The 26289-nt window shown below is 43.2% G+C and carries 15 protein-coding genes; 6 read left to right on the forward strand and 9 right to left on the reverse strand.

Annotation, left to right across the window (positions count from 1 at the left end; genetic code table 11):
* Positions 1 to 5 precede the first annotated feature (5 nt).
* The gene (gene hslV / locus ISG33_RS00450) at positions 6 to 530 is read left to right on the forward strand and encodes an ATP-dependent protease subunit HslV (protein ID WP_195731622.1); all 525 of its coding nucleotides are present in this window, start codon (positions 6 to 8) and stop codon (positions 528 to 530) included.
* Between the two features lie 85 nt (positions 531 to 615).
* The gene (hslU, locus tag ISG33_RS00455) at positions 616 to 1944 is read left to right on the forward strand and encodes an ATP-dependent protease ATPase subunit HslU (protein WP_195731623.1); all 1329 of its coding nucleotides are present in this window, start codon (positions 616 to 618) and stop codon (positions 1942 to 1944) included.
* 219 nt (positions 1945 to 2163) lie between these two features.
* On the opposite strand, the gene ISG33_RS00460 is transcribed toward hslU, so the two are convergent.
* Complete coding sequence (locus ISG33_RS00460) at positions 2164 to 2358, reverse strand: hypothetical protein (RefSeq protein ID WP_195731624.1); 195 nt, start codon at positions 2356 to 2358, stop codon at positions 2164 to 2166.
* Between the two features lie 153 nt (positions 2359 to 2511).
* On the opposite strand from ISG33_RS00460, the gene ISG33_RS00465 reads away from it, so the two are divergent.
* Together ISG33_RS00465 and ISG33_RS00470 are read left to right on the forward strand one after the other, a co-directional pair.
* Entirely contained in the window at positions 2512 to 4452 is a 1941-nt protein-coding gene (locus ISG33_RS00465) for an autotransporter assembly complex protein TamA (protein ID WP_195731625.1), read from the forward strand.
* A gap of 1 nt (position 4453) precedes the next feature.
* Entirely contained in the window at positions 4454 to 8503 is a 4050-nt protein-coding gene (locus tag ISG33_RS00470) for a translocation/assembly module TamB domain-containing protein (RefSeq protein WP_195731626.1), read from the forward strand.
* A 106-nt stretch (positions 8504 to 8609) separates the two neighbouring features.
* Here the strand turns inward: ISG33_RS00470 and ISG33_RS00475 are convergent, their stop codons facing one another.
* The 7 genes from ISG33_RS00475 to ISG33_RS00505 all read right to left on the reverse strand — a co-directional run bounded on the left by ISG33_RS00475 (position 8610) and on the right by ISG33_RS00505 (position 20769).
* Complete coding sequence (locus ISG33_RS00475; RefSeq protein WP_195731627.1) at positions 8610 to 8831, reverse strand: helix-turn-helix domain-containing protein; 222 nt, start codon at positions 8829 to 8831, stop codon at positions 8610 to 8612.
* An 11-nt stretch (positions 8832 to 8842) separates the two neighbouring features.
* On the reverse strand, positions 8843 to 11065 hold the full coding sequence (locus ISG33_RS00480; RefSeq protein WP_229333400.1) for a peptidase domain-containing ABC transporter: 2223 nt from the start codon (positions 11063 to 11065) through the stop codon (positions 8843 to 8845).
* Positions 11065 to 12342: an HlyD family secretion protein gene (locus ISG33_RS00485; protein ID WP_195731629.1), complete on the reverse strand. Its 1278-nt coding sequence runs from the start codon at positions 12340 to 12342 to the stop codon at positions 11065 to 11067. The genes ISG33_RS00480 and ISG33_RS00485 overlap by 1 nt, the downstream gene beginning before the upstream one ends.
* 443 nt (positions 12343 to 12785) lie before the next feature.
* Positions 12786 to 16118: an amidohydrolase family protein gene (locus tag ISG33_RS00490; protein WP_195731630.1), complete on the reverse strand. Its 3333-nt coding sequence runs from the start codon at positions 16116 to 16118 to the stop codon at positions 12786 to 12788.
* Between the two features lie 368 nt (positions 16119 to 16486).
* Entirely contained in the window at positions 16487 to 17440 is a 954-nt protein-coding gene (locus tag ISG33_RS00495) for a hypothetical protein (protein ID WP_195731631.1), read from the reverse strand.
* A gap of 18 nt (positions 17441 to 17458) precedes the next feature.
* Entirely contained in the window at positions 17459 to 18859 is a 1401-nt protein-coding gene (gene cysG / locus ISG33_RS00500) for a siroheme synthase CysG (RefSeq protein WP_195731632.1), read from the reverse strand.
* A 179-nt stretch (positions 18860 to 19038) separates the two neighbouring features.
* Complete coding sequence (locus ISG33_RS00505; protein ID WP_195731633.1) at positions 19039 to 20769, reverse strand: DEAD/DEAH box helicase; 1731 nt, start codon at positions 20767 to 20769, stop codon at positions 19039 to 19041.
* A 263-nt stretch (positions 20770 to 21032) separates the two neighbouring features.
* Between ISG33_RS00505 and prsT the strand changes: the two genes are divergently transcribed.
* On the forward strand, positions 21033 to 23861 hold the full coding sequence (prsT, locus tag ISG33_RS00510; protein WP_195731634.1) for an XrtA/PEP-CTERM system TPR-repeat protein PrsT: 2829 nt from the start codon (positions 21033 to 21035) through the stop codon (positions 23859 to 23861).
* Between the two features lie 78 nt (positions 23862 to 23939).
* Positions 23940 to 24752: an ion transporter gene (locus ISG33_RS00515; protein ID WP_195731635.1), complete on the forward strand. Its 813-nt coding sequence runs from the start codon at positions 23940 to 23942 to the stop codon at positions 24750 to 24752.
* Between the two features lie 78 nt (positions 24753 to 24830).
* On the opposite strand, the gene tolC is transcribed toward ISG33_RS00515, so the two are convergent.
* Positions 24831 to 26198 (reverse strand): outer membrane channel protein TolC, encoded by a 1368-nt coding sequence (tolC, locus tag ISG33_RS00520; RefSeq protein ID WP_195731636.1) that lies wholly within the window; start codon positions 26196 to 26198, stop codon positions 24831 to 24833.
* Positions 26199 to 26289: the final 91 nt, after the last annotated feature.

Here is a 26289-nt window from a genome sequence, read left to right on the forward strand (position 1 = left end):
TATACATGACCACTATTGTTTCTGTTCGCCGCGGCAATCAAGTTGTTATTGCCGGTGACGGCCAAGTCTCTCTTGGCAACACGGTAATGAAGGGTAATGCAAAGAAAGTTCGCCGCCTTTATAACAATAAGGTGCTTGCCGGTTTTGCAGGGGGCACCGCAGATGCTTTTACCTTATTCGAACGTTTCGAATCAAAGCTTGAGATGCACCAAGGTCATCTGACCAAAGCTGCAGTTGAGCTAGCCAAAGATTGGCGAACAGACCGCATGCTACGCAAATTGGAAGCGCTGCTGGCTGTTGCTGATCACAGTGCCTCATTGGTTATCACGGGTAACGGAGATGTAATCCAACCAGAGCAAGACCTCATTGCCATTGGTTCCGGAGGACCCTTTGCCCAAGCTGCTGCAACCGCGTTATTGGGCAATACTGAGCTTAGCGCCAGTGACATCGCTCAAAAAAGCCTTACGATTGCTGGTGATATCTGCGTATTCACCAATCATAGTCATACAGTTGAACTTCTGGAGTACTAGTAGTTTGCTCGTTTACTGAACGAGCCTCGCTCCATATGCAGAGTGCTCAGTCGCCTGCAAGCTAACAAAATTTAAGGTAAATATTATGTCAGAAATGACTCCTAGAGAGATTGTACACGCATTAGACCGTCATATTATTGGGCAGGCAGATGCCAAAAAGGCTGTGTCGATAGCCCTAAGAAATCGTTGGCGTAGAATGCAGCTTGACCCTGAACTTCGTCAAGAGGTGACGCCTAAAAACATTCTGATGATAGGTCCGACAGGTGTTGGTAAAACTGAAATAGCGCGTCGATTGGCGAAGCTTGCGAATGCACCCTTTATTAAAGTTGAAGCGACCAAGTTCACTGAAGTGGGCTATGTGGGCAAAGAAGTTGAAACTATTATTCGTGACCTAGCCGATATCGCTGTCAAGATGACCAAAGAGGAAGCATCTAAAAAGGTGAAGTATCGTGCCGAGGAAGCGGCAGAAGATCGTATTCTTGATATTTTATTACCTCCAGCTCAAAGTCTTAATGGTGAAGCTGAGAGCAATCCTGATAAAGGTACGCGCCAAGTTTTTCGTAAGAAATTGCGCGAAGGTCAGCTAGATGACAAGGAGATCGAAATTGATGTTTCATTGCCACAAATGGGCGTTGAAATAATGGCTCCGCCCGGAATGGAGGAAATGACAAATCAATTACAGGGGATGTTCCAAAATCTGTCTGGCGGTCAAAAGAAAAAGAAAAAGCTGAAAATCAAAGAAGCTTTCAAGCTCTTAGTTGAAGAAGAGTCGGCTAAGTTGGTTAATCAAGAAGATTTAAAAGAAAATGCAATTGAGTCGCTTGAGCAAAATGGTATCGTGTTTATCGATGAGATTGATAAGATTTGTAAGAGAGAAGGAAACCACTCTGGTGATGTATCAAGGGAAGGCGTTCAGCGCGACCTTCTGCCCCTAGTCGAAGGTTCAACGGTTTCGACAAAACATGGCATGGTTAAAACAGATCATATTTTGTTTATTGCCTCAGGGGCTTTTCAGATGGCTAAGCCATCCGACCTTATTCCAGAGTTGCAAGGACGACTTCCAATCCGCGTTGAATTAGCAGCACTTCGAGTTGAGGATTTTGTGAGAATACTCACCGAGCCAAATGCCTCGCTAACTCAGCAGTACCAAGCGCTTCTCAAAACAGAAGGTGTAGATGTGGAGTTCACAAGCTCGGGTATTCAAAGGATCGCCGAGGTTGCGTGGCAGGTGAATGAAAAAACTGAAAATATAGGTGCGAGACGTTTGTACACAGTTCTCGAGCGTTTAATGGAAGACATTTCTTTTGAAGCGAGCGATAAAGCGGGTGAGTCACTGGTGGTGGATGACGCGTATGTCAATCAACATTTAGAAAATTTAGCAGAAAATGAAGACTTAAGCAGATTTATACTGTAGTATAGAAGATATAGCGTAAGTGTATTTATTTATACGTATACGAATAGGGAAATCGAGAGTAACTCGGAAGTAAGTAAATACAAGATCTCTGGTCTAGTCAACCCTTGATTTTCCTAACGTTTTTTATTATTTGATTCAAAACCCCAAACACTCACGTATTTGGGGTTTTGTTTTTCTAGACTAGCCTCGGTATGCGATAGCGAGTGATTGTTTTATTGGTTAAGGAATTAAGTCGGTGTTTATTATTTTGTCAATGATGCTGCGTTCCTGAAGTAACATTTGGCTCGTAAGCATACTCCACTGGTCCAAAGGATCATCGTGAATAGTTGGGTTAATTGCATAAGGTACCCGATGTCCGCCACTGACTGTAGTTTGTTCTTGTTTGCTTAACTCTCGTGTTGTTAATTGTCTCATGTTGTCTCCGAATATTTGGACTGTGCTGAGGGCGGTAAAGTAATCTAGGCCAGTCTTGAAGATAGCCTAGATCATCACCATCCTTGGTGTGTCGTCTGTTTCCTTACAGACAAAACAATCATAGCTCAAGGGCACATTTGAGGGCACTGTACTTTGAGGCAGAATACGCGGTGGGTGCTAAAACAGTTATTAAGTCGGGTTTCAAACCTGCAAATACGAAACGATTTGCATTGGAGTGAGTCAATATTGTCGGTGATACTGTATTGTTCGGATAAGGTAAAGGAGTTTGATATTTTAGCTTTGGTAATTAATAGGTTATTTGTGCGTATTTTTGTCGTTATTTGCTGCTGCTTACTCCCGCTTCATGTTTATGGAGAATGGCTTATAAAAGGTGTAGACGCCGACATTGAAAGTAATATTCGCTTACACCTAAGTGAACTTACATTACCGACCAATGACTTTGAACTCGCACAGTTTGATACGAAAGTGAAAAGCAAAGTGAATACAGCGGTAAGGGCTTTCTCGTACTATGAAGCTACGATTGAACTTCTTGAGCTTGATTCACTATTGCTTGGTAATTCTGAACAAAAAGCGACTGTCCAAATAAGCCTCGGAAGACAGCTTGTCGTCGACAATGTAACACTAAACATGGATGAGGCAAGCCTAAAGGCTCTCAGCCTAGCCCACTTCCCATTGCAAATAAAAAGCTTGTTAGACGAACTGCGAGCAATGAGAGGAAAAGTTTTCAATCATGGCGATTACGAAAGAATCAAAAGTTCTGTACGGTCTTTTGCGCTCATTTTTGGTTATTTTGATTTTGAGCTATCCGAGCACAAGGTGGCAGTCCGCTCTAAGACTAGCCAAGCTAGCATTATTTGGACACTCCAATTTGGCCAACGATACAGGTTTGGAGAACTCCAATTTATTGGTGATAAAAAGGGCATTGAGCTAGTAAACTCAGTACGTCCATTCAGTACTGGCGACTTTTTTAATCAACAGTTGTTAGGTAATTTCACTCAAGCAATGCGGCAAACTGGTTACTATGAAAGCGCTTTGGCACGGGCGAACATAGATGCTGCAAGTGACATTCAAAAGAGTGCTCACCTCGTTCCTATCGAAGTGTTGTTGAAAACTAAACCAAGAGATACTTACCAATTTGGCGTTGGTGCGTCGACTGATTCTGGCCCTCGACTCACTTTTAATTGGGAACGTCCGTGGGTGAACTTACGAGGACACACCCTTTCGTCTGAACTCTATTTGTCGGCACCACGAAAATCGGCGGCACTCGCTTATCAAATTCCCATGGCGAACCCGCTGAACGATTTTTTGAATATTCAATTAGGTTTTCAACAGTTGAACGAGGACCAACGAGAGAGTGATACCTTTAGCTTGGCGCTGCAGCGGCAGTTTGGGGCTGTTGAAGAGAACGAATGGAACAAAATTGCCTTTATTCGCTATGAGTATGAGCGTTTTACGCAAGGGATAGATATCGAGCAGAGCACTCAACTGCTACTTCCTGGTGTGAGCTTCAATCGTGTAAGAAAGCGCGGTGACCTGTTTGTAAATTGGGGCGACCGACAGCAAATAAAAATAGAAGCCGCTTCACAAGATTTATTGTCAGACATTGACCTCGTAAGAGTTACCGCTCAGACTAAATGGATTAGGAGTTTCGATAAACACCGGTTTATTTTACGTGCCGATGCGGGTGCTATTTTTGCATCAGATTTCGAACAAGTGCCCTCTAGCCTGCGATTTTTTGCCGGCGGTGACAACAGTGTTCGGGGCTTTCAACTGAATACTATCAGTGCATCAAGGATTGATGAGTTAACGAATCAACCAGAGCTAATTGGTGCTAAGTTTCTCAGTGTCGCCAGTACCGAATATGCTTATCAAGTAGCCGAAGCGTGGCGTGCGGCATTTTTTGTTGATGCTGGAAGCGCAAGTGATGCTCTGGGGGAGGATTTGGTATATGGCGTAGGTAGCGGTGCGCATTGGCTCTCACCTGTGGGTACCGTTAGGCTCTACATCGCTCGTGGGTTTAACGAAGAAGAGAAAACGTGGCGCTTGCACTTTTCAATAGGGCCGGGTTTATAATATGTTCAAATTCTTATCCAATCGGTCTTGGTTAACCAAGCTTTCATTTTTATTTTTACTGTTTTTATTCATCTTGCTTTTGTTTATTGGTGCGGTCTTGTCGCCATTTGGAACCCGTTTTGTAATAAGCCAAGTGAACAAAGCAGAACTTGGTGCGGCAATCTCCTATGAAAGCGGAAGTTTACTTAGCGAACTGTCACTGAGCAAAGTGAGCTATAAGCAGGAAGGGCTCAGTGCCACGATCGAAGATTTAAGGCTTAACTTAGGATGGGAATGCTTTTTCAAAGCAGATGTGTGCATTGAAGTGTTTTCGGTTCAAAAACTCAATGTGGTGCTTTCCCCACAGCCTGAAAATGCTAATTCGGACACACCAACTAACACATATATTGAGTTACCCTTTGCATTTTCTGCTCCCAATATTTCAATTGCTGAAGTTGAAATACGTCAACAAAACATAGAGTTGTTAAAACTGCAAGAACTAGACTTGAGTGTTGAGTTCGAGAAGGTGTTAACCATTGATAGACTCAGACTTGGTGCTGCGCGCTTCTTTGTAAAGCCTTCACCAAGTGATACCGAAGCTCAGGAAAATACGCCTAAGTTGGACACACCTAGCAATCGGCAATGGATTGAAAATTTAGCTAAGTACAAATACGACCCGATTGAAATCCCGCAACTGTTTATTCCGATAAATGCAGAGCTGTTAAACCTCGAAGTGTTGGATGTTTGTGCTGTGGAGCAAGAGCAGGGCTCTCAACAAAATACTTATTGTATGGAGTCACTAAGGGCAACTATTGGATTGCAGAAACAGCATGTTGTTGCGAGCGTCAATGTAAATGGTGTTGCGGACAAAAGTGACACAGCACTTTTTGAAAACTTTAACGCGTCACTTAGCGTTGATCTCAAACTGAGTAAAGCCATAGCTCACGATATTAAACTGTCGATATCGCCACAATCCGCCTCACAACAGAATGAATCTCTCGAGCTTAAGGCAAAAGGGAATTTAAAAAATTCAAGCCTTTCCATGCGCTTTGGAAGCAAGCTAGAACCTGACTTAACACTTAATTATGCATCAAATTTTAGCTCAAAAAATTTACCACTTGATGTGAATGTCACATTTTTAGGTGTGTCCCCAAATGCGCTCAGTTTTGTTGAATCTATGGCAATCGATGGCCTGCAGCAACAGATGGAAAGACTAGTTGGTGTGTCCGGATTAAATGCGAGCCTTAAAGGAAACATGACAAACTATGCATTAAATGCCGACTTTTACACCAAAAATGAAGCAAACCAACTTTTTGGTGTACAAAAGATTTCGCTACATGCCTCTATAAAACCAAGTGATCCAAATGCGTTGGCAATCCTCAATAAGCTCAACATTGAGGGTGCTCTCGGCCGACTGCATTACCACGGTGCTGCGATTATCGAAGGTCAAAATCAAGGTCGACATTTAAATCTTAAGGGCAATATGAGCTTAGACGGTGTCGACGTCTCCTACTTCAGTGATGAACTATCGGGGAAAGTATCGGGCAAGATCCCACACGACCTGAGCATTGGGCAAGATACACAGTGGGGCAGCATTAAAGGTTCAAAATTGGAAGGTAACTGGTTCGACACTAGTTTCAGTTTACAGGCAGACACGGCGCTAAAGCAGAACGGAACGATTCAAATTCAAAAGCTGCTACTTCAACAGGCGAGCGACAACACAATTGAGTTGAGCGGCCAGCTGTTGTCAAATAAAGCGAACAAGCTTGTGGCAAGTGCCATAGACGGCACTTTAAATAGCCAGTTAGCTGAGCTTGAGGACTCGCAAATTGCTGAGGCAATTGAAGATAACCAAGCTCGGTTAAGTTTCGACATTGATATCGCGAACGCATCGCTTTTATATCCTAAACTGGCAGGCCAAGCGCTGATATCAGGAAATATTACAGGGCCCGTTGAAGCGCCACAAATAGTGTTCGACGGTAGGGGGGAAAGTCTCGAATTTGAAAATAATCAAGTTGGTTATTTTACACTGAACGGGGATATTAACCTCGACAATAAGTTGCGCTCGAAGCTAGCAATATCTCTAAGCCGTATTTCGAGCGGTGATATATCTATTCCAAAAGTGGCTTTGGTAATTGATGGTGATGAAGACCGTCAGAATGTGAATTTTTCAATACCAGAGGGTGACTTCAAAACTGAACAGAGCTTCTCCGGAAGCATCGAAAAACTGCAAAGTGATACTCAGTGGCGGGGAAGCTGGCAAAAGGGTCAACTGTCATCGAAGCCGATAGACTTAGCGCTTCAGTCTGCACCTGAAATAGTGTTGGGGCTTTCCCCCTTTGAATTCTCTATCGACGCTCACTGTTGGAAGGGGCGAAGCGATTCAATTTGCATCGATGAACTTAAGGCTTCCACGAGTGAAGCGAAGGCCAAATTGACTCTTCATTACAATGTGACAGAGCTATTGCTCGGCTTGCTACCAGAATTAGATAAAGCTAAATCGGATATGGGCTTAACTGCTTTGGTTGATCTTGCCTGGAGCGAGCAGGCAGGAGCGAAGATAGACGCTAAGATCGAATCAATAGATTCTATGCTGTCGTCGCAAGGCAGTAGCGTCAACATTAATACACTCAGTATCAACACCCGTGGTGATGCACAAACCTTAAAGTCTAGCGTATTTATGAGCAGTGATACGCTTGGTAACGTTGAACTGTCCAGCGAGCTTAGTAAAGCTGATCAGCAATACTGGCATAAAGGTCAAATTGGTGTGTCCCAATTGCGCTTAAATGAACTTGAAAATTTGATTGAGAATCTACAAGAGCTCAAGGGAACACTGAACTCTCGGCTCGATTTTGATGGACCACTGGCGAAGCCTAAATTATATGGTTTTGTCGAACTCAACGGGGGAGCGATCGGAGTGAGTGAGCTTCCTATGTTACTTTCAGATGTGAATCAACGTATTGAGTTCGATGAATATGATGCTCAGTTCGATGGGTCATTTCTATTAAGTGAAACGCTTTCTCAAAGAGCAAAGGCTACTGATATGCAAGCAACTGGACGAGGTCGAATCAGCGGTAAACTGACTTATGCAGATGCATTAAGCATCAACGCGAACATTTCAGGCAATGAGTTAGGAATTGAGTATGAAAGTTATCGCTTTCGAGTTTCTCCAAACGTTGATATTTCTCTGGAACCTGACTTCGTCAAGGTGTCTGGTGATATCAATATTCCTTATGCGAAGGTGAAAGTAAAAACACTTCCGAAGAGCGCGAAATCGCCTAATCGCGATATTGTCGTTATTGATGAGGAGAAAAAGCCAAGCGCCTCGCCACTGCCTCTGAGCGCGGATCTGAACATTAAAGTAGATGAATTGGAGAAAGGTGAAGTTCGTATCGATGCGCTCGACCTAAAGGCGCAACTTAGCGGAAATCTGAATGTAAAAGTGGATGATGATAATACCCGTGTGAATGGCTTAGTTAGAATACTTAAAGGGGATTATGAAGCCTATTCTCAAGTCTTACAGATTCGTAAAGGGGATATCACCTTCAGTGGGCAGCCCGACGTACCTTCATTTGATATTGAAGCGATAAGAAACCCTTTGAATACCGCAGATAATGTGATTGCTGGCATTCAAGTTAGCGGTAACGCGCTGCAACCGAAAGTCGATTTGTTCAGTGAGCCAAGCATGGAACAAGCAAGGCAGTTATCTTATTTGATCGGTGGTACCGACATTGGTTCGAGCAGTGGTGGTAGCAGCGACTCCAATACCGTGCTAGTGAATGCGCTAGTGAGTTATGGGGTAGGAAAAAGTGAAAATGGACTGGGCGGCTTAGGGCGTTCTTTGGGTGTTGAAGACCTTAACCTTAAAACTGCAGGCCAAGGCAACGATACAAGAGTAGAACTATCAGGTGAGTTAGCTAAGGGTGTCCGAGTAACCTATGGTGTCGGTGTCTTTGAGTCAATCAGTGAGGTGCGCGTGCAATATCAATTGCTCCCTCAGCTTTATCTAGAGGCCGTGAGCGGTGCATCCAATACTCTTGATTTATATTATCAAATCAGTAGTAAAGACTAATCATGCATGCCGAGACCAATAGGGCTCAGACCTGAACGAACAGGTCCCAGCGCACTTGTGAGCTTCGTAAATGCCCAAGACACTATTCGCTTAAAAACAGTGACTATCAAGCTGCTTCTTTGTAGCGGTCCCTGTAGTAATTGGCAATTAGAGATGTTCGATTATGTATATTCAGTTTTTTATAAATATTTGCACAGTGAAACTTTACAGTACGTTCACTAATATACAATTCGTTTGCGATTGCTTTATTTGATAGGCCGTCGATTACCTTCAAGGCAATTTCTTTTTCTCTTCTGGACAGGCTGTGTAACATGCTTATGGTATTCATCAGTATTTTCCTTATTGTGATGATTGTTGTTGAAGGGGTGGATTGTGTTTCTTATCTACGTAGCTTAGCTTTGGACTTACACTGCCATCGTTAAGCGTAAGCACCGCATCGGCAGAACGTATTGTTTCTGGACGATGAGCTATCAGGATTTTGGTGATATTAAGGCGACTTAAGTGCTGATTTATTTGCTTTTCATTTGCAATATCGAGGTGACTTGTCGCCTCATCTAAAAAAAGTAAAGAGGGTTCTTTATATAACGCTCGTGCGAGGAGGATGCGCTGTTTTTGGCCGCCACTAAGTGAACTCCCCATATCGCCTACCAAGGTGTTGTACTGCATCTTCATTTGAATAATGTCTTGGTGAATACAAGCCGAGATACAAGCATTGATGACTTTATTGATATCAACTTTTTCAGCAAAATCACTGACGTTGTCTAAAACAGATCCTGTGAGAAGCTGATCGTCTTGGAGCACCGCTGCGAAGCCTTGAAGATGCCTATTTTCGCTAGTGAGCTGCTCAATCGACCCGTTCGATAGTGAAATATTTATGCACCCTTTGCTTGGTTCATTCAGGCCCATTAAACACTGCAGTAAGGTTGACTTGCCACTTCCGCTTTTACCAACAATTGCAAGCGTTTCACCGCGTTGAACAGTGAAGCTGAGCTTTGAGAATATCCATGGTAATGAATGATGGTAGCGATAGCTTAAGTCTGTAACCGAAAGAGCATACTCTCTTGGCGTTTTGTTTTTTTGCGTTGGTGAAATGTTTGCTACATTTGCTGCAATACTGTGTTGAATATTGCTCTCGATACTTTTTGTCTTTTCTGTTTTGCTTTGCAAAATATCAGCTAGGCGCGCCAAATGTACGCTTAGCATTTTGAATTCAAGCCATGTGTTCACGAGGCTATCCGATGCGGCAATAAATCGAGTTTTGTAACTCATAAATGCGTAAAGCATGCCAATTGAAAAAAGATTGTCGATTACCAAATGTGCCGCTAAAAATACAATTAATATATTCTCTAGTCCGAATATTAGCTTGTTAAGCAAAGCGAAATTAATATTCCACGTTGCCAGACGAATCTGTTTATTCATGGCATGAGTAAGCAGGTTAGACCACTGACCGTGACGCTGAGCTAAGCTATTATTCAACTTAAGCGTTTTAATTGCTCTGATGCTCTGCATGAAATGCGAACTTTCATTTGCATTTGCTTGGATTATTTCATTTTGCTGGCGCTTCATTGGCTGAAAGAAAAACCACCTGATTAAAATGTATAAACTCAAGGTTGTACTTACAATCAGTGCTAGTTTTACAGAATAAATCATTAGCACAACGAGCATTAGCAAGGCCATTATCCCGTCGATAAGCGCTGTTACAATGCCCGAAGTAATTAGGTCGCGAACATGTTGCAGTGCACCGAATCTACTTACCACATCGCCAAGGTGGCGTTTTTGGAAATAGCTGACTGGAAGACAAAGCAAATGATGAAATACACTGGCCGCCATGTGCAGATTTAAGTAGCAGCTAAAACGAAGCATAAGACGTTCGCGTAAAAAAGACGTCACAAGGTCGAGGCCGAGTAATATGCAAAAAGCCAAAGCAAGGACGATCAACAGATTGGTATCGACGTTCACAATCACCTCATCGATAACGGTTTGCATATAAAAGGGCGAAGCAAGGGCGAAAGCCTGTAAACAGAGGCTTAAGGTAAACAGTAGAAGCAGATGATGTGAGATGTTTTTCGTTTTTCTAAAGAAGTCATGAAGCCTAAGCGCTTTAAGCTTATCATCATTGTGAACATCGAAGTTCTCGTTCGCTCTGAGCTCCAGAGCTATACCTGTATATGCTTCATCTACTTGGGCTATTTTTAAACGTCGATGTCCAAAAGCGGGGTCGACGATATCACAATAGTCTTTACGTACTTTACTCAACACTACAAAGTGATTGAAATTCCAATGTAAAATCGCAGGTAAAGCAAGTTCCTTCAGTTCAGTTAAATCGGCTTTGAGCGCACGACTGGATAAGCCAAGTGTTTCTGCATCATTTATTAGGCCACTTAAATCACTTCCTTGAGAAGAGCAAGGAGACGCTTGGCGTAAGCTGTCAATTGATACCTTGTTACCATGATAATTAGCTATCATAGTTAAGCAGGCTAGTGAACATTCACTAGCTTCGCTCTGCATAACCAAGGAAACGGAGCTGTTCTTGTGAAACTTTAATTTTTCTGCAAGCGACATTACCAAGATCCTCTCAAACTCAAAATAGGATTCAGCAACCATTCCCACAGTTTCATTTCTGCCAACACTATTTCAGCTTGGAAAAGCATACCTGGTCTGAGTTGCACCTCGGTGCCGTTGGCATTGATATGGGTAGACTGTATCTGTGCTTCTACCATGAACACAGGGCCTGCAAGAGTAAAAGGTGCTTTATTTATCTGATTAGGCAATAGGATGTGCTGAGATATTTTATCCAAGCGAGCTTGCAGGGTGCCAAATTTTTGATAGGGAAAGGCATTTAGTTTTAATCGTATATCTTGATCAGGCTGCACAAAGCCAGCTTGGTCGGAAGGAAGGTATATAAGCGCCTTTAGTTGTTGGTTACCGGAGTTTACTTGCATTAACAAAGTGTTAGAGCCAAGCATCATTCCCTGCCTTGCTTGTATATTGCTTATCACTCCATGAACAGGGCTTCTTATTTCATAGCTTTGCGCCGATAAGAAGGCGTTTTGCTGTTGTGTGTTCTGTTCAATGCTATTTTGAATGATACTGCTGTTTTCTCGGTAGGTAAGTTCCGCTGCTTTTTGTGTGGCGGCGATCTCTTTTAATTGTTGTTCGGTGCTTTGTAATTGAAATACGGCATCGTCCTTCTGCAGGCTAGCTCTAAGCCACTCATTTTTATGTTGAGTTAATACCGACTTGGCTATAAGCCCTTTTTCAGCTAAGTGTTTTGTATTGTTCAGCTGTTCTTCAAGATTGTTAAGGACTAGATCTAGACTGCTAAGCTTATTTTGATGGATGCTAATCATTTGCTCTAAAGCTTGCTTGTTTTGTTGCTGTTGTATTGTTTGTTCTTGATACTTCTTTTTCGCAAGCACCTGCCTTTGCTGTAGAAGACCCTTCTGTTTTTCAAGCGAATCCGCAGTGGTGTTTGTTATCGCTTGTCCGTATGAACTGTTTGTCGGGCGCATTAAGCGAGCGAGAATTTGTCCCTCATTAACTAATTCACCCTCTCGAACCAATAGTTCGATAACTTGGCTTGATGATTCACGCGGAAATATGTCTATTAGTGCTTCTTCATTGACCAACCATCCATAGACGGTGGCTTTATTCGTATAGCTTTGGCTAGAGAGCAGGTACAGTGCAATTGAAATGGCGATGAGCAGCAGCAAAGTCAACAAAAAATAGTGTGCTTTTGGTAATGCAATAGTATTCCCTAGTTTGTGGGCACCTTGATTTTCCAAAGCTGCTTTGCGAAATAAACCATCTCTTTTTTCATGAGTTACTGAGTCAGGCATATTTATTGGTCGGTTAGTAAAGATGCCTTAAAGACTACAAGTATTGATAAAAACTGATGTTTAAATTTGGGACAAAAGTGTTAAGAAATGGGACATTTGGTCATTTTGTCTCATTTCTTAAAGGTGTCTTAAAGTGCAGTATTGAGATTTGAGAATATATATTCTCTTGTTTTATTTCTTATTATCAGGGGTTTGCGTCTTCCTGCTAAGCGAAGCGCATTGTGACAGTTGATATCGTATAGGCGAGACTGTAAATAGGCATTTCTATTTTTTTGCTATTTAACTTGCCTGTTTTATATACAAACAGGCAGGCTGCATTTTTATTGATGTTTCTGTTTGATATTCCTTGTGCTGCCATACCACAGGCCCGAACATGAAAAAGGGTGCAAATATTGAGTATTTACACCCCTTGATGTAATGAATAAAGTAGAGTTTATTATGCTCTAGTGTACCCAATGATAAGTGTGTGCTTTAGCATCCATTTCTCGTTGAGTTTGTTCAGGCATAAATAAATTGTTCGCCTTCTCAAAGAAAAATTCAGCGCGCTTGGTTTTGCTTCCCATTTCATTCATGGTTGCCGCGTCAAACACTCGCCCATTAATGATTGTGTAATCAACATATTCGCTGCGACTCAAATCCGCTAGCACATCGCCATCAATAATAACGAGGTCGGCGAGCTTACCCACTTCGATGCTACCGATTTGCTTATCCATGCCCAAGTGACGAGCGCCATCAATTGTGCCGCCTCTTAAGGCTTCAAATGCTGAGAATCCGCCATGCTCCATCATCCAGAGTTCCCAATGTGCTCCCAAGCCTTCGCGTTGACCATGGGCACCAATGTGCACGCCCACACCATTATCACGTAATGTTTTGGCATATTCAGCGATAGGATAATGATTGTAGTGTTCATCAGGCGCTTTTGGTCGACGAATCTTACGGTCAAGAATGAAGCTTGGCGTATAACGCATCAATCGTTCATTTTCCCAAACATTGCTGCGGTCATAAAAGTACGTCTCACCCGTTAAACCACCGTAAGCGACGACAAAAGTTGGTGTGTAGCCAAATTTTGTTGCTGCCCACAGTTGGGTTAGGTCGCTATAGCCATTGGCAATTGGTATCGAGTGTTCTAAGCCGGTATGACCATCAACTAGCATAGAGATATTTTGTTGGAATTTGCCGCCGCCCTCCGGCACAACCATCATGTCTTGATTTTTTGCAGCAACAAGCACCTGTTGACGTTGGTCGCGACGCGGTTGGTTGTAACTCTTGACAGAAATCGCTCCCATGTCCTTTAAACGTTGTACATGGTAGTACGCATCATCATAATCATTTATGACAGACTTGAATCGTAATGATTCAGCGCCGTACAAAATGGTGCCAGTTGAGTAAATTCGCGGGGCAACACGCTGGCCAGCTTTCTGAAGTTCCGCTGCAGCCATTATTTCACTGGTATCGTTCGATGGGTCATGAATTGTTGTTACACCAAAAGCGAGATTAGAATATTGCGTCCAATTTTGCTGTGGAATAATTTCGCTGCGACCTTGTGAACCATGAGCATGGGCATCGATTAAGCCTGGGATCACCGTTTTACCTGTTGCATCAATAATGAGCGCACCTTTGGGAATGCTGACATCTGATTTAGCACCCACCGCGGCTATCTTGTTATCTTTGATCAGCACAACCCCGTTTTCGAAAATTTCTTCTATGTTATCGGCGTCACGCATCGTCACCACCTTCGCCCCAACAATTGCTTTGTAGCCTGAAGGAGCAAAGCTGGCTTCTTTGAAGCTTAGGTCGATACCTTCGTTGAGCGGTTCTGGTAATTCATCGGCAGCGCCTTTGACGAAATTAAATGATTCGCTTAGTGCGCGTTCAAAATAACGTGCACCATGTGACCAGCTTACTGAGCTATTGTCAGGGCTCCATGTCATATAACTGCCAGAGCGCGCAGACAACTGTTTAACTGGTAAGGAAGACATTGTAGGGCCAATAGAAATTTTTTGCCCGTTGTCTGCGAAGGGGCTAACAAAGGTATTGTATTGATGAACAAAGGCGACCCATTTTTTATCGTGAGATAGGCGATATTCGCTAACCTTATCAGCACCATATAAATGCACTCGTTTGTCTTCGCCACGCAGGTTTACACTCGAAAACTGGGTTTCAGGGTAGGGAGTGCCACCGACTGCTTCAGTGAAGTATACGCGATCATTACCAGCGCTGAAGTGGGGCTCGACACCACGCTTAGAAACACGCTCTGTTGTCTTGTCTTTGATGTTAAGAACGTAAATGCCCGGTTCCGTTGAATTACTAGGATCAAGCAAGTATCCACCGGTAAATTTACGATAGGTTATTAGTTTACCGTCGGTTGAAAAGCTTGGCTCAATATAATGACCTGGTGCTAAGCTTACTACTTTACCTTTTCCGCCTCTTGCGGATACAACTCGTATACTACCTTGTTCTGCATCGTTCCACGTTGTATACACAATACGTTTACCGTCATTTGAATAACGTGGATAGTATTCATCGTGATTGTTTTGCTTGGTAAGCCTTTTGACCTTGCCCGATTTTATATCTTTCAGATAGAGTTTACCTAGAGCTTGGTAAAGTATCGACTTGCCGTCGGGAGACTTTTGTGCCCACCGTATTGCCTTAACCTCAAACTCGTCAGGCGCAACATCTACGTCGAAGCGAAGAGCATCGGCGTATTGTAGTGTTGTTTTTACACTTAGCTCTAGGGTGTCTAGCTGTTTGCTTTGAATATTGAGTTTATGAAATTTGCCACCGGTCCAGAACATGATCTGTTTTGAGTCAGGCGTCCAGTCAAAGTAGGCAAAGTAGCCTTCAGAACCAAACCCTTCCTGCATATCGCGCTCAAGGTCTAAGAAAATTGGCTCTTCATCGCCAGTTTTCAGGTTTTTTAAAAATAGGGCGGTCTTGTGTTTCACACGTCGAATGAAGGCAAGATATTTGCCATCAGGAGAAGGTGTTGGTACCACTGCGCCGCCGGTGCCAGAGACGAAGCGCTCTTCTTCGCCGTTGCTTCGATCGTAGCGAATGATGGCAAAAATACCTTGTAGAGCATCGCGGTTATATGAAAAAGTTGAACCACCCGATACGTCTCTGGTGTAGTAGATATAACGTCCATCAGGCGAGAAAGCTGGGTCGGCAATGTTCTTTTGGTCTGCTTTTCCGTTTACACGTTTTTTGATTGCTAAGCCACTACCGCCACTCTTGTGATAAAGCCATATCTCGCCGGCGGGAATGCTTCGGCTCGACATTATACCTTTATTAACAACGATGTATTCTCCGTCAGGGCTCCACTTTGGTGAGTGTATAAGATTATTTTTTTCTTTGGTTACTTGGCGTAGATTGTTGCCGTCGATATCCATTAACCATACATTCGACAAACCGTCTCGGTCTGAAATAAAAGCGACGGTTTTGCCATCAGGACTGATATTTGGGTGGATATTCCAAGCGAAGTCTTGAGTGAGGGCTTTTGCTTCTCCGCCATTTGTGCTGGCAATGAAGATATCGCCCAGCATATCGAATACAAAGTTATCTCCACTGGGACTTATATCGAGACTCGACCAAGTAGTTTCATTTGTTGAAATACTAATACTGTTTAGTTCCATCGGCGGATTAAGCACATCCCACGATGCGTATGGTTTCTCTTCACCCACTTCTTTTTTTGCAAGCTCATCAGCCAATGCTAGTGAAGAGAAGGTGAGTAAGCCGGATAGCAATATCGTGCTTAGTTTCTGTCTTGTTGTAATCATTCTTATTCTTCTATGTTGAAATAGTTCATGATGGTGTGTCTTATGAAGCGTTTGTTTTTTCAAATGACTTTTTTAGGTCACTGAATCGCGACCAATAGCTCGGTGCACATTTCATTGAGCACAATAATGGCTATGGCGTTTTTCTGCAACTTTGTGAGTAAAATCATCCTTGCATAAAAATGGATAGTGTAGTTTTTGGGACACACCCTTTTATGAGGCAAACTTGTTTTGCCGATGTTTTGCGGACACACCTTTTTAAACACTAGCTTGTGCAACAAGGCCAGAGTGATAGGTGTGTCCAACTTAGGGCACCTCTTACTGGAGTGTCTTTTTAGATTGCTAGGTGTGTCCGATTAATGGGTAAAGCGCTAAAAAAGCTCTAATGTAGTTTGGCGGTTACGAATACCCATGGCGCTTTCAGGTGCAACCTCACCAAGTGCGTATTGAGCAGGGCCAGTAGGTTCGGCCAAAACAAAGCTAGTCTTGCCTTCTTTGATGCTCAAGTCTTGCTTTTGGGGTTTAAGTGCCACACCAACCAAAGCATGATTCGGTAGATATACCATGGTGCTTTTAACGTTTGCATTGTATGTTTTAAGCAGTGCCAAGAATAATGTCGACTTGCTATCACAATCACCACGATTGTTCAGCAGTAGTTGCTGAGGGGCGGCAAAGCCAGAGCCATTTGAGGAAGCTCGGTTCTCGAGAGTATCGTAAGGAATCGCCTGTAGCCAAGACAAAGCGTAGTTTACAAATGCCCGCGTATCATTTGGATTAATGAGTGCTTCTTTGATAGCTTCTACTATCGCTACAAGGTGAGGAGCGCTCTCTAAGGCATAGCGTTTATGATCATGCTTGATCGCTTTTTGCCCTAAATCATCTCGAAAAGCGACATAGTAGTTTTCGTTAAGATATGCAGCTTGTGCCTCATCATGTTTGACGGTGAGCATGTTGTTGACTTCTTCTACCAACTTTTCAGAGCGCCCAGTAACCTTCATGCTTAAGGTGTTACCAGATTGAGATATAGACACTCGCGCGTCACGAGGGTCGAGTGTTTTTGCATATAAAAGCAGAGCGCGCTGAGCAGAGTTTTGGGCGAGAAGGGGGTTGTAGGCAGGAGCCGACTCAGGTAAGAGTGAAAAAGTGGCTTTTTTAAACGAAAAGGCTAACGACTGTTGTTCGCCCTCGCTAGTAGTCCATTCATATTCAAACTTAATTGAATCATCAAGTTGATACTTGTTAAATCGAGTCTGCTTTGCATCTATGTCTGCTGTAAATAAGATACTTACAGCCAGGGTTATAAAAACGCTTAGTTTTTTGTTCATCGTCAATAAGCTCTTAGGTTATTGGCTGACTTTCCCTGTAAACCAGTTTAGCGTAGCGTGCAGTTCAACTACTGTGCCCACTATTATAAGCGTGGGAGGTTTCAATGCTAAGGTATCAGGGTTATCGGCAATTGTTGCCAACGTGCCAGTAACGACCTTTTGATTGTTTCTTGTGGCGCCTTGCACCAGCGCAATTGGCATAGTCGAAGGCATCCCATTTTCGACGAGTTTATCACAAATGATGCGTAAACCAGTGAGCCCCATGTAAAATACCAAAGTGTGATTTTGCTGAACCAAAGCAGGCCAATTTAGGTTGATAGTATTGTCGCGCAGGTGTCCTGTCGTAAAGGTAACCGATTGAGCGTGATCCCTGTGGGTTAGAGGAATACCGGCATAACTGGCAGCGCCGGTAGCCGCAGTAATCCCTGGTACAACTTGAAAATCAACGCCATGGTCAATGAGTGTTTCGATTTCTTCACCACCGCGACCAAAAATAAAGGGGTCACCGCCTTTTAACCTAACAACTCTATTACCGGCGAGGGCCTCTTTGGCAAGCAGTTCGTTAATCTCTTCCTGAGGTATTGTATGGTTGCTTTTCGCTTTGCCAACATAAATTTTTTCAGCATCACGTCGTACTAACTCTAAAATTTCTGGGCTAACAAGTCGATCGTAAACAACAACGTCGGCTTTTTGCATGAGGCGTAGAGCGCGAAAAGTTAGAAGATCGGGATCTCCAGGGCCCGCTCCTACTAGATACACTTGACCAGCAGGTTTGTCGCCATTTTTATAGGCAATAAGTGCCTTATCTAGCTTTGCTGCAGCCAGATCATTATTGCCTTGTAGTACTGATTCACCAATATCACCATCAAGCACTTCTTCCCAGAAGTAACGTCTATCAGTGACTGAGGATAAGCCTTCTTTAACTTTGTTGCGAAATTTCTCTGAGAAATTCCCTAGAAGTTTGATGTTGGCCGGAATAACGCTTTCAAGCTTCTGACGAATGTAACGTAATAAAACGGGTGCAACGCCACCGCTGCTCATAGCAATAATAATTGGGGAGCGGTCAACAATAGAAGGGGTGATAAATTTACACAAGGGCGTGTTATCTACTACGTTAACTAATAATTTACGAGCGTGCGCAATGTCATGAATATGCTTGTTAACAACCTCATCATCAGTTGCAACAAAAATCATTTGTTTGTCGTTAATATCATCATCTTCGAATTTACGATTTATTAAGGTGATTTGTTCAGACGCATCAGCCAAGCGTTGCACCGTGTCACTTACCCACGGCGAGACAATCGTAATCTTTGCTGGAGTCTTTAGCAGGAGTTCACATTTTCGAGCAGCTACTTCCCCAGCGCCAACGAGAAGACAATGTATGTGCTGAGCATCAACGAAAATTGGAAAGTACTTCATAGTTATACCTGCATGTTTTAGTGTTCGTAGTATTGCGCTTTTGCTTATGCAAGGAAAGCATCTTTTAATCACTTGATATAACAAAAAGTAATTCTCAAGTTCTAGTCCGGCAAATGTGGTGTAGCAAGCTTACTCAGAATTGTAGTCGAAAAAAAAGCCACTAACGTGGCTTTTCAGTATTACTTTTTGCGCTTCGGTGGTGTGTCGGACCACTCTCGAAGGTTCAGCCTTTGGCCTGCTACTCGAGTTTTCGCTAGGGTTTCTTTGGTTTCTTTTGGCATGCCCTTTGGCAAGTCAACAGTAGTAAAGTTGTCGTATATTTCTATCGCGCCAATATTTTTACTGCTGATGTTTGCTTCATTAGCGATAGCGCCAACGATATTACCGGGCTTCGCACCATGGGCATGGCCTACTTCAATTTTGAAGCGTTGCATACCTTCATCTGGTGTACTTTTACCACGAGGTTTACGTGAGCTACGGTCGTTTCTGCCTCGTTCGTTTCTCTCGTTTCGACCTTGTCTTCTGCCACTGTCGCGATCACGGTCTCGATCGTTGAATGTTGGCTTACTGTGTAGATCAGGACGGTCGGTTTCTTTCAATAGCAATGGTTCGTCGCCTTGAGCTACTTTAGCTAGGGCTGCCATTACTACATCTGGAGAGGCTTCAGTTTCTTCCATAATAGACTCTACAATAGGAATGTAGGATTCAATGGACTCATCTTTCATTGCATCGACGATGCTTTGTTTGAACCTGACTAAGCGCGATTCATTAAGTTGTGTTATGGATGGGATTTCCATATTCTCAATGCGCTGTTTGGTAGTTTTCTCAATCGCAAATAACAAGCGCTTTTCGCGGTGTGAAATGAATAGAATAGCATCACCGGTTCTTCCAGCTCGACCCGTTCTTCCGATTCTGTGAACATAGGATTCTGTATCGTAGGGAATGTCGAAGTTAATCACGTGACTCACGCGCTCAACATCAAGCCCTCGAGCAACAACGTCGGTTGCCACTAGAATATCGATTGTGCCTTGTTTGAGTTTTTCAACGGTTCTCTCACGAGCGTTTTGAGGAATGTCGCCATTCAGCGGCTCTACGTCATAACCGCGTGCCGTGAGTTTATCAGCAAGTTCAACAGTGGCTGTTTTCGTTCTCACGAAGATGATCATGCCGTCGAACTCTTCGACTTCCATAATGCGAGTAAGCGCTTCAAGTTTGTGATGCCCTGCCACTTGACAGTAGCGTTGCTTGATAGTGTTTGCCGTTGATACCTTAGATTCGATTTTAACATGCTCAGGATTCTTCAAATAACGTTTCGTTATTTTGCGGATCACTTCAGGCATAGTTGCCGAAAATAGCGCTGTTTGACGTTCTTCCGGAGCATGGCTTAAAATAAGTTCGACGTCGTCTATAAAGCCCATGCGAAGCATTTCATCGGCTTCATCAAGCACTAAAAAGCGAAGTTTATCTAGTTTTAGAGTTTTGCGTTTGATGTGGTCAATAATACGACCTGGCGTACCTACGACAACCTGAACTCCGCGCTTAAGTTGGCGAATTTGGTTATCGTAAGACTGACCACCATATACTGGTAATACACGTATTTTCTTTGAGAAACTCGCATATACCTGGAATGCTTCGGCGACTTGGATAGCAAGCTCTCGCGTTGGAGCTAGTACCAATAGTTGCGTAAAATTATCGTCAGGGTCAATGTTTGACAGCATTGGTAATGCAAATGCAGCTGTTTTCCCTGTGCCTGTTTGAGCTTGGCCCAAAAGGTCTCTACCTTCGAGTAAAAGTGGAATACTCTTGGCTTGTATTGGAGATGGCTTTTCATAGCCAACTTTTTCTAACGCCTGTAATATGGGCGTTGGCAGATTTAGTTCTTTAAATGTAACATCGACAGTGTCGGTCATCGGGTATCCTGATAGACTGAAAAAAGGGGCGTTGCAGAGAGGATGCGAGAGCCTTCGTAATGCGGGAGTATATAAGAAATTTATATAAGTTTCCATCACTACATAGGCTTATTCGTAAGCTTATGAGTTACAAGGTATTAATTAAGTAGAAACCAATAGCCATTACGCGTTATATTGGATCTTAATGAGATTAATGGCTTTTCGAAGCGCTATAATCGACGCAAATTTAAACGATGCAAAAACTTAAAAGGACGTTAAAGAACATGATATTTCGATCCAAGCTTGCCCCCACTTCTGAACACACTGCACTGAAGCGTTCGTCCGAGCCGAAAAAACGCTCTTCAGGTTTAACTGGAGTGGCTGCATCGTTAGCGCTAGTATTTGCATTGTCGGGCTGTGCAAAAAAAACCACTGAAGATCACTTAGAAGCTGCTGCAGATTTCTCACAGGAAGGGAATTATAATGCTGCTGTGGTTGAGCTGAAAAATGCGATTCAACTGGCTCCTGATATGGCCACTGCGCGCTACGAGTTGGGCAAGGCTTATTTGCTGCAGAATAAATTCGAAGCCGCTGAAAAAGAACTCAATAAATCTTTAGAGTTAGGCATGTCAGCCGTCGACGTCATTCCTTATCTAGCTCGCGCCTATCAAGGTTCAGGAGCAAATTCAGCGCTTGAAGTTATTGATCATGAACTGATTGGCCTAACGACCGTGCAGAAAGCTGAAGTGGGTTTCTTCAAAGCTCAGTCACTTATTCAGTTAAACAAAATTGACAAAGCGACGGTACTTATCGACCAGTTAGTCGATTTAGATACTGATTCTGCCTACCGAGGTTTGGCGAGAGTATTAAAGCTGATTCTTGAAAGAGAGAATGTTGAGGCCTTAACGCAAGCGGTAGCTTTGCAAAAGCAGGCTCCTCTAAACAAAGACGTACTAAACATCACTGCGCGACTTTACATGCTTAATGAAGAGCCTGAGAAAGCGGCTGACGTTTATGCCAAATATGTAAAAGCCGCGCCAGAAGATATCGAAACAAAGTTTCGCTTGGCAGCAATGTTAGTGCAACAAAACCGAACCGAAGAAGCCGAGCCGCATGTCGATGACTTACTACAAATTAACGATCAACATCCTCTGCTTAACCAACTCAAAGGTGTCATTAAAGCTGCGGCACAAGATTATGAGGCTGCACAGCGATTTTCTGAAACAGCAATCAATAATGGTCGCACCGACCCTACTGTAAGAATGGTAGCTGGTTACTCGGCATATCGCTTGGCCGATTATGAGGCGTCATCTATGCACCTTGAAGCAATTGCCTCAGATTTGCCTGATAACCATCCTGCCCTTCGGGTGTTAGCGGCAAGTCAGCTACAAACGGGCAAGTCAGTAGAAGCTTCTAATGTGTTAAACCGCTTAGATAATTTGACGGCTGAGGATGCGAGTTTATTCTCCAAGACAGGCTATGAGTTATTGCAAAGCGGCAATATCACCAAAGCCAAAGAAGTGGTCGGTCGAGCCGATGGGATCAGCGAAGAAGCAGATGATCTTACACGACTTGGTATGTTAAAACTTGAGTTAAATAATGTTGAAGGCATTTTAGACTTAGAGAATGCGGTGGAAAAATCACCTGATTCAGTGACTGCTCGAAGCACGCTTGCAACTGCGTATTTGGCTGCAAACGAGCTCGAAAAGGCAAGCGAACTTGCCACTGAGTGGAAACGAGAAAGTAGTGACCAACCGGGTGGTTTTCTGTTAGCCGGAGAAGTAGCAGCGCGTCAAGGTGACTTAGCTGTTGCCGAACGCGAGTATATGACGGCCGCCGCGCTAGCTCCTACTGATAACAAAGTGAAGATGTCATTGGTTAGTCTTGATATTCTCAACGACAAGCCTGATGAGGCGTTAAATAAACTCAGCGACTTACTTAAAAATACACCCAGTTACAAACCAGCCATCTCAGCTTATTTCTCGCTAATGAGTAAGCAGGATAAAGCACAGGAAGGCATGCAACCAGCACTAGAACAAGCCAAGAATGCGCCACAAGACTATCAGCTAAAAACAACAATTGCGAAGATGTATGTGGTTCAGGGAAAGGATGATGAGGCCCTATCGGTATTGAATGAAATACCTTCTGATAGCAGAGCACCTCAGGCTTTCTGGACGACAAAAGGCTTGATGCTGTTCAAAAATGGCAGTATGAATGCAGCCAAAGTCCACTATGAAACATGGCTTGATATTGCGCCAAACAATCCCGATGCAGTGTTTGGCAATCTATTACTACTTGATAGCCAAAACAAATATCCAGAGGGTTTAGCGCTTTTGAATAAGCTAACGCTTGTTAGAGAAGCAATTCAGTTTGATATCCTGAAGAGTTATTTCCTTGTAATGTCAGGAGATGTAGAAGGTGGTAAAGCACTGCTTCAAAGTTTCAATGAAAATGTGCAGTTAGTTCCTTTTGTTCGTGGTGTTAAAGCCAGAATTAGCCTACTCGAACGCAGGCCAGCTGATGCCATAGAAGATGCAAAAGCTGCTTACGAAGCTAACCCGAATACGAAAAACTTGGTGGTGTTAGTTCAGGCCTATGATCAGACTAACAACGCTCAAGCCTCTTCATCCGTGCTAGAAAAACACACTGATGCTAATCCTAATGATTTACAGGCTCTCATGCTGCATGCTGAGAAAGCAATCAGTAGCGACAATGCCGAAGCAATTAAACGTTATGAAGCAGCGTTAGAGTTGAATGAAAATAACTTTGTGGTGCTAAATAATCTTGCTTATGTATTGACCCAAGAGGGACAACTAGAAAGAGCAGCACCCCTTGCTAAACGCGCATTTGACCTCAAACCGAATAATCCACCAACCGTAGATACCTATGCGCAGATACTTGCAAAACAAGGCAAACTTGATGAAGCATTGAAGACTTATAACCGAGTGATGAATCAAGATGTAGGCAGTGAAGAAATTTTCCTAAACTACATAGAAGTACTATTGAAAAATAAAAATCAGACGATTGCCAAACGTCGAATTGCTGAGGTCGAATTGAAGTTGCCTGAGTCACAGGCGCGACTCAATAAATTGGCCGAGCAGTATAGTTTATAGCATAGTCGCTTTTACACGATGGTACCTGAGCGAGGGGCATTATTGCTGCTCGCTTCTTTAATTTAGTTGTGAGTTATCATGTTCGAATCAAGTCGCCTCTTCCTTTTCAATCTAAAACAAAACAAGATATTTGAATTTTTCGTTATAACCGTCATCATCGTATCTGCGCTTGAAATCGGCGCTAAAACCTATGATCTGTCGGAAGGTACGCTTTTATTCACCAAGTACCTCGATGTTTTTATCACCCTGTTTTTCCTGATAGAAATTAGTATTCGCTTTTTAGCGGAGGAAAAAAAGGCAGATTTCTTCAAATCAGGTTGGAATATTTTTGACACCATAGTGGTGATCATTAGCCTTATTCCTGTCAACGAATCCGAAACAGCTTTGTTGGCTCGCTTGGTGAGAATTTTCAGAGTGCTTAGAATGGTATCTATCATTCCTGAGTTAAGGATTCTGATAAATTCACTTTTACAGGCATTACCACGATTGGGATATGTGGTGCTTCTCATGTTCATTATTTTTTATATTTACGCGGCTATTGGCAGTTTCTTATTCCATGATATCAATTCGGTACTCTGGGGGAATATCGCCATTTCCATGCTGACTTTGTTCAGAGTGATGACCTTCGAAGACTGGACCGATATTCAATATGAGACTATGGAAGTGTACCCAATGAGTTGGCTCTTCTACATGACTTTCATCTTCTTCACCGCTTTTGCATTTTTAAATATGGTTATTGGTATCGTTGTGGGTGTTATGGATGAAGAAATGCACAAGGAGCGCCTCAAGTCAGAACCTTCCATGAGCGAGCTCCAGGCGCAAATTCAAGGTTTAGAAAAGCAGATTCAAATACTGATAGAAAGAGAAAGTAACAAGCAGCCCGATAAATAAAGTGAATGGTGATAAATCGGCAACAAAGCATCCAAAAAAAAGGCAGCCTTCGCTGCCTTTCTATAATCAATCTATGCCTTAACTTGCAGGTTTCATCACTCTGTTAATTGCTAAGAGATCATCTTCGGTTAAGGTGCCTGCAGCTCTTTTTAAACTGATTATTGCAGAAATGAAGTTGTATCGCGCATCCGCTAGGTTGCGTCGAGCGTCAAACAAATTTCTGGTACTGTTGAGCACATCTACTATCGTTCGTGTGCCCACATCAAATCCAGCTTCGGTTGCCTTTAAGGCACTATCAGCAGAGACTACTGACTGTTCAAGAGCGCGGATAGTGGAAACTGCAGCTTTTACGTCGTTATATGAACTTCTCACTGAGCGCACAGTTTGACGGTAGGTAAGCTCCATATTCTCGCTGGCGATAACGTAACGATTGCGGGCTTGCTCGGTACTAGTGCTAATACTCCCGCCGTTATAAATTGGAATTCTAACAGTTACGCCTATTGATTGGCTGTCCAGAGCTGGAAGTTTTTCGGTTATATCACCGTCGTCACCGGGAAAGGTGTTCTCCGTCTCTCGTCGACCTAATGCCGCAGACAATGATAATGTTGGATAGTGTCCGGCTTTGGCTGCTTCTATATCTTCCATAGCAATGTCTTTTGCAAAGCGTTGCACCAGCAAGTCAAAGTTTGAATCTTCGGCAAGCTTTAACCAATCATCAACGTTCTCTGGGCTTGGTGCGGTTGCAGAGAATAAATTAGTATCGAGAACTGAAATCTTACTGTGATATTTGCCCGTAATTTCTCGTAGTTCTTCCAAGCGTAACTCGAGCAAGTTTTCTGCACGGATTTGTCTAGCGACGGTGTTATCAAAATTAGCTTGTGCCTCATGTACGTCGGTAATCGCCGTAAGACCGACTTCAAAGCGCTGCTTAGTTTGCTCAAGCTGACGTTCGATGGCGCGAAGTTCGGCTTTCACAAATTCGACGCTGTCTTGTTCTCTTAGTACTGCAAGGTAGGCGTTGGTAACCCGAACAATAAGTAATTGCAATGCAGAAGCAAGGTTAGCATCACCTTGTTGCGCTACTTTCTCGGCTCTGTCCATACCTACCCAATTGGCATGATCGTACAGTGACATACCTAAATTCAACCCCATATTTAAGGTTTTGCTATCGGCGTTGAAGGTGATAAAACTAACATCATCGCCTGAACCAACAGCTTGGGCCTGGTCGCCACCAGCTAGCGAGTATGACACCGAGCCTGAAATTTGAGGAAGCAGGTTTGCGCGGCTCAGAGCGATACCATTATACGCTAACTCTTTATCAGCTTTAGCTCTGTTGATGACTGGGTCATTTTGAAGTGCTAATTGATAAACTTCTGATAGGTCGTCTGCGATCACTGGCGTGCTTAAACTGACGCCTATGAATAGTGAGAGTAGCGTTTTTTTCATGAAAGAGCCTTAGGTTAAATTAACATTGGAACTTTAAGTATGGACAGAGTGTAAAACATTCAAGCTTGTTGCGATAATGAATGGTTGTTAC

The organism is Marinibium conchae (assembly GCF_015595035.1).
GTDB lineage: Bacteria > Pseudomonadota > Gammaproteobacteria > Enterobacterales > Alteromonadaceae > Glaciecola.

What these genes read in the sequence shown, in the direction of transcription:
- cysG (WP_195731632.1), bottom strand. Translation starts at nt 18,859, where the DNA reads ATGAAGTACTTTCCAATTTTCGTTGATGCTCAGCACATACATTGTCTT.
- ISG33_RS00485 (WP_195731629.1), bottom strand. Translation starts at nt 12,342, where the DNA reads ATGCCTGACTCAGTAACTCATGAAAAAAGAGATGGTTTATTTCGCAAA.
- ISG33_RS00495 (WP_195731631.1), bottom strand. Translation starts at nt 17,440, where the DNA reads ATGAACAAAAAACTAAGCGTTTTTATAACCCTGGCTGTAAGTATCTTA.
- ISG33_RS00515 (WP_195731635.1), top strand. Translation starts at nt 23,940, where the DNA reads ATGTTCGAATCAAGTCGCCTCTTCCTTTTCAATCTAAAACAAAACAAG.
- ISG33_RS00505 (WP_195731633.1), bottom strand. Translation starts at nt 20,769, where the DNA reads ATGACCGACACTGTCGATGTTACATTTAAAGAACTAAATCTGCCAACG.
- prsT (WP_195731634.1), top strand. Translation starts at nt 21,033, where the DNA reads ATGATATTTCGATCCAAGCTTGCCCCCACTTCTGAACACACTGCACTG.
- ISG33_RS00490 (WP_195731630.1), bottom strand. Translation starts at nt 16,118, where the DNA reads ATGATTACAACAAGACAGAAACTAAGCACGATATTGCTATCCGGCTTA.
- ISG33_RS00470 (WP_195731626.1), top strand. Translation starts at nt 4,454, where the DNA reads ATGTTCAAATTCTTATCCAATCGGTCTTGGTTAACCAAGCTTTCATTT.
- ISG33_RS00460 (WP_195731624.1), bottom strand. Translation starts at nt 2,358, where the DNA reads ATGAGACAATTAACAACACGAGAGTTAAGCAAACAAGAACAAACTACA.
- tolC (WP_195731636.1), bottom strand. Translation starts at nt 26,198, where the DNA reads ATGAAAAAAACGCTACTCTCACTATTCATAGGCGTCAGTTTAAGCACG.
- hslV (WP_195731622.1), top strand. Translation starts at nt 6, where the DNA reads ATGACCACTATTGTTTCTGTTCGCCGCGGCAATCAAGTTGTTATTGCC.
- hslU (WP_195731623.1), top strand. Translation starts at nt 616, where the DNA reads ATGTCAGAAATGACTCCTAGAGAGATTGTACACGCATTAGACCGTCAT.
- ISG33_RS00480 (WP_229333400.1), bottom strand. Translation starts at nt 11,065, where the DNA reads ATGTCGCTTGCAGAAAAATTAAAGTTTCACAAGAACAGCTCCGTTTCC.
- ISG33_RS00475 (WP_195731627.1), bottom strand. Translation starts at nt 8,831, where the DNA reads ATGAATACCATAAGCATGTTACACAGCCTGTCCAGAAGAGAAAAAGAA.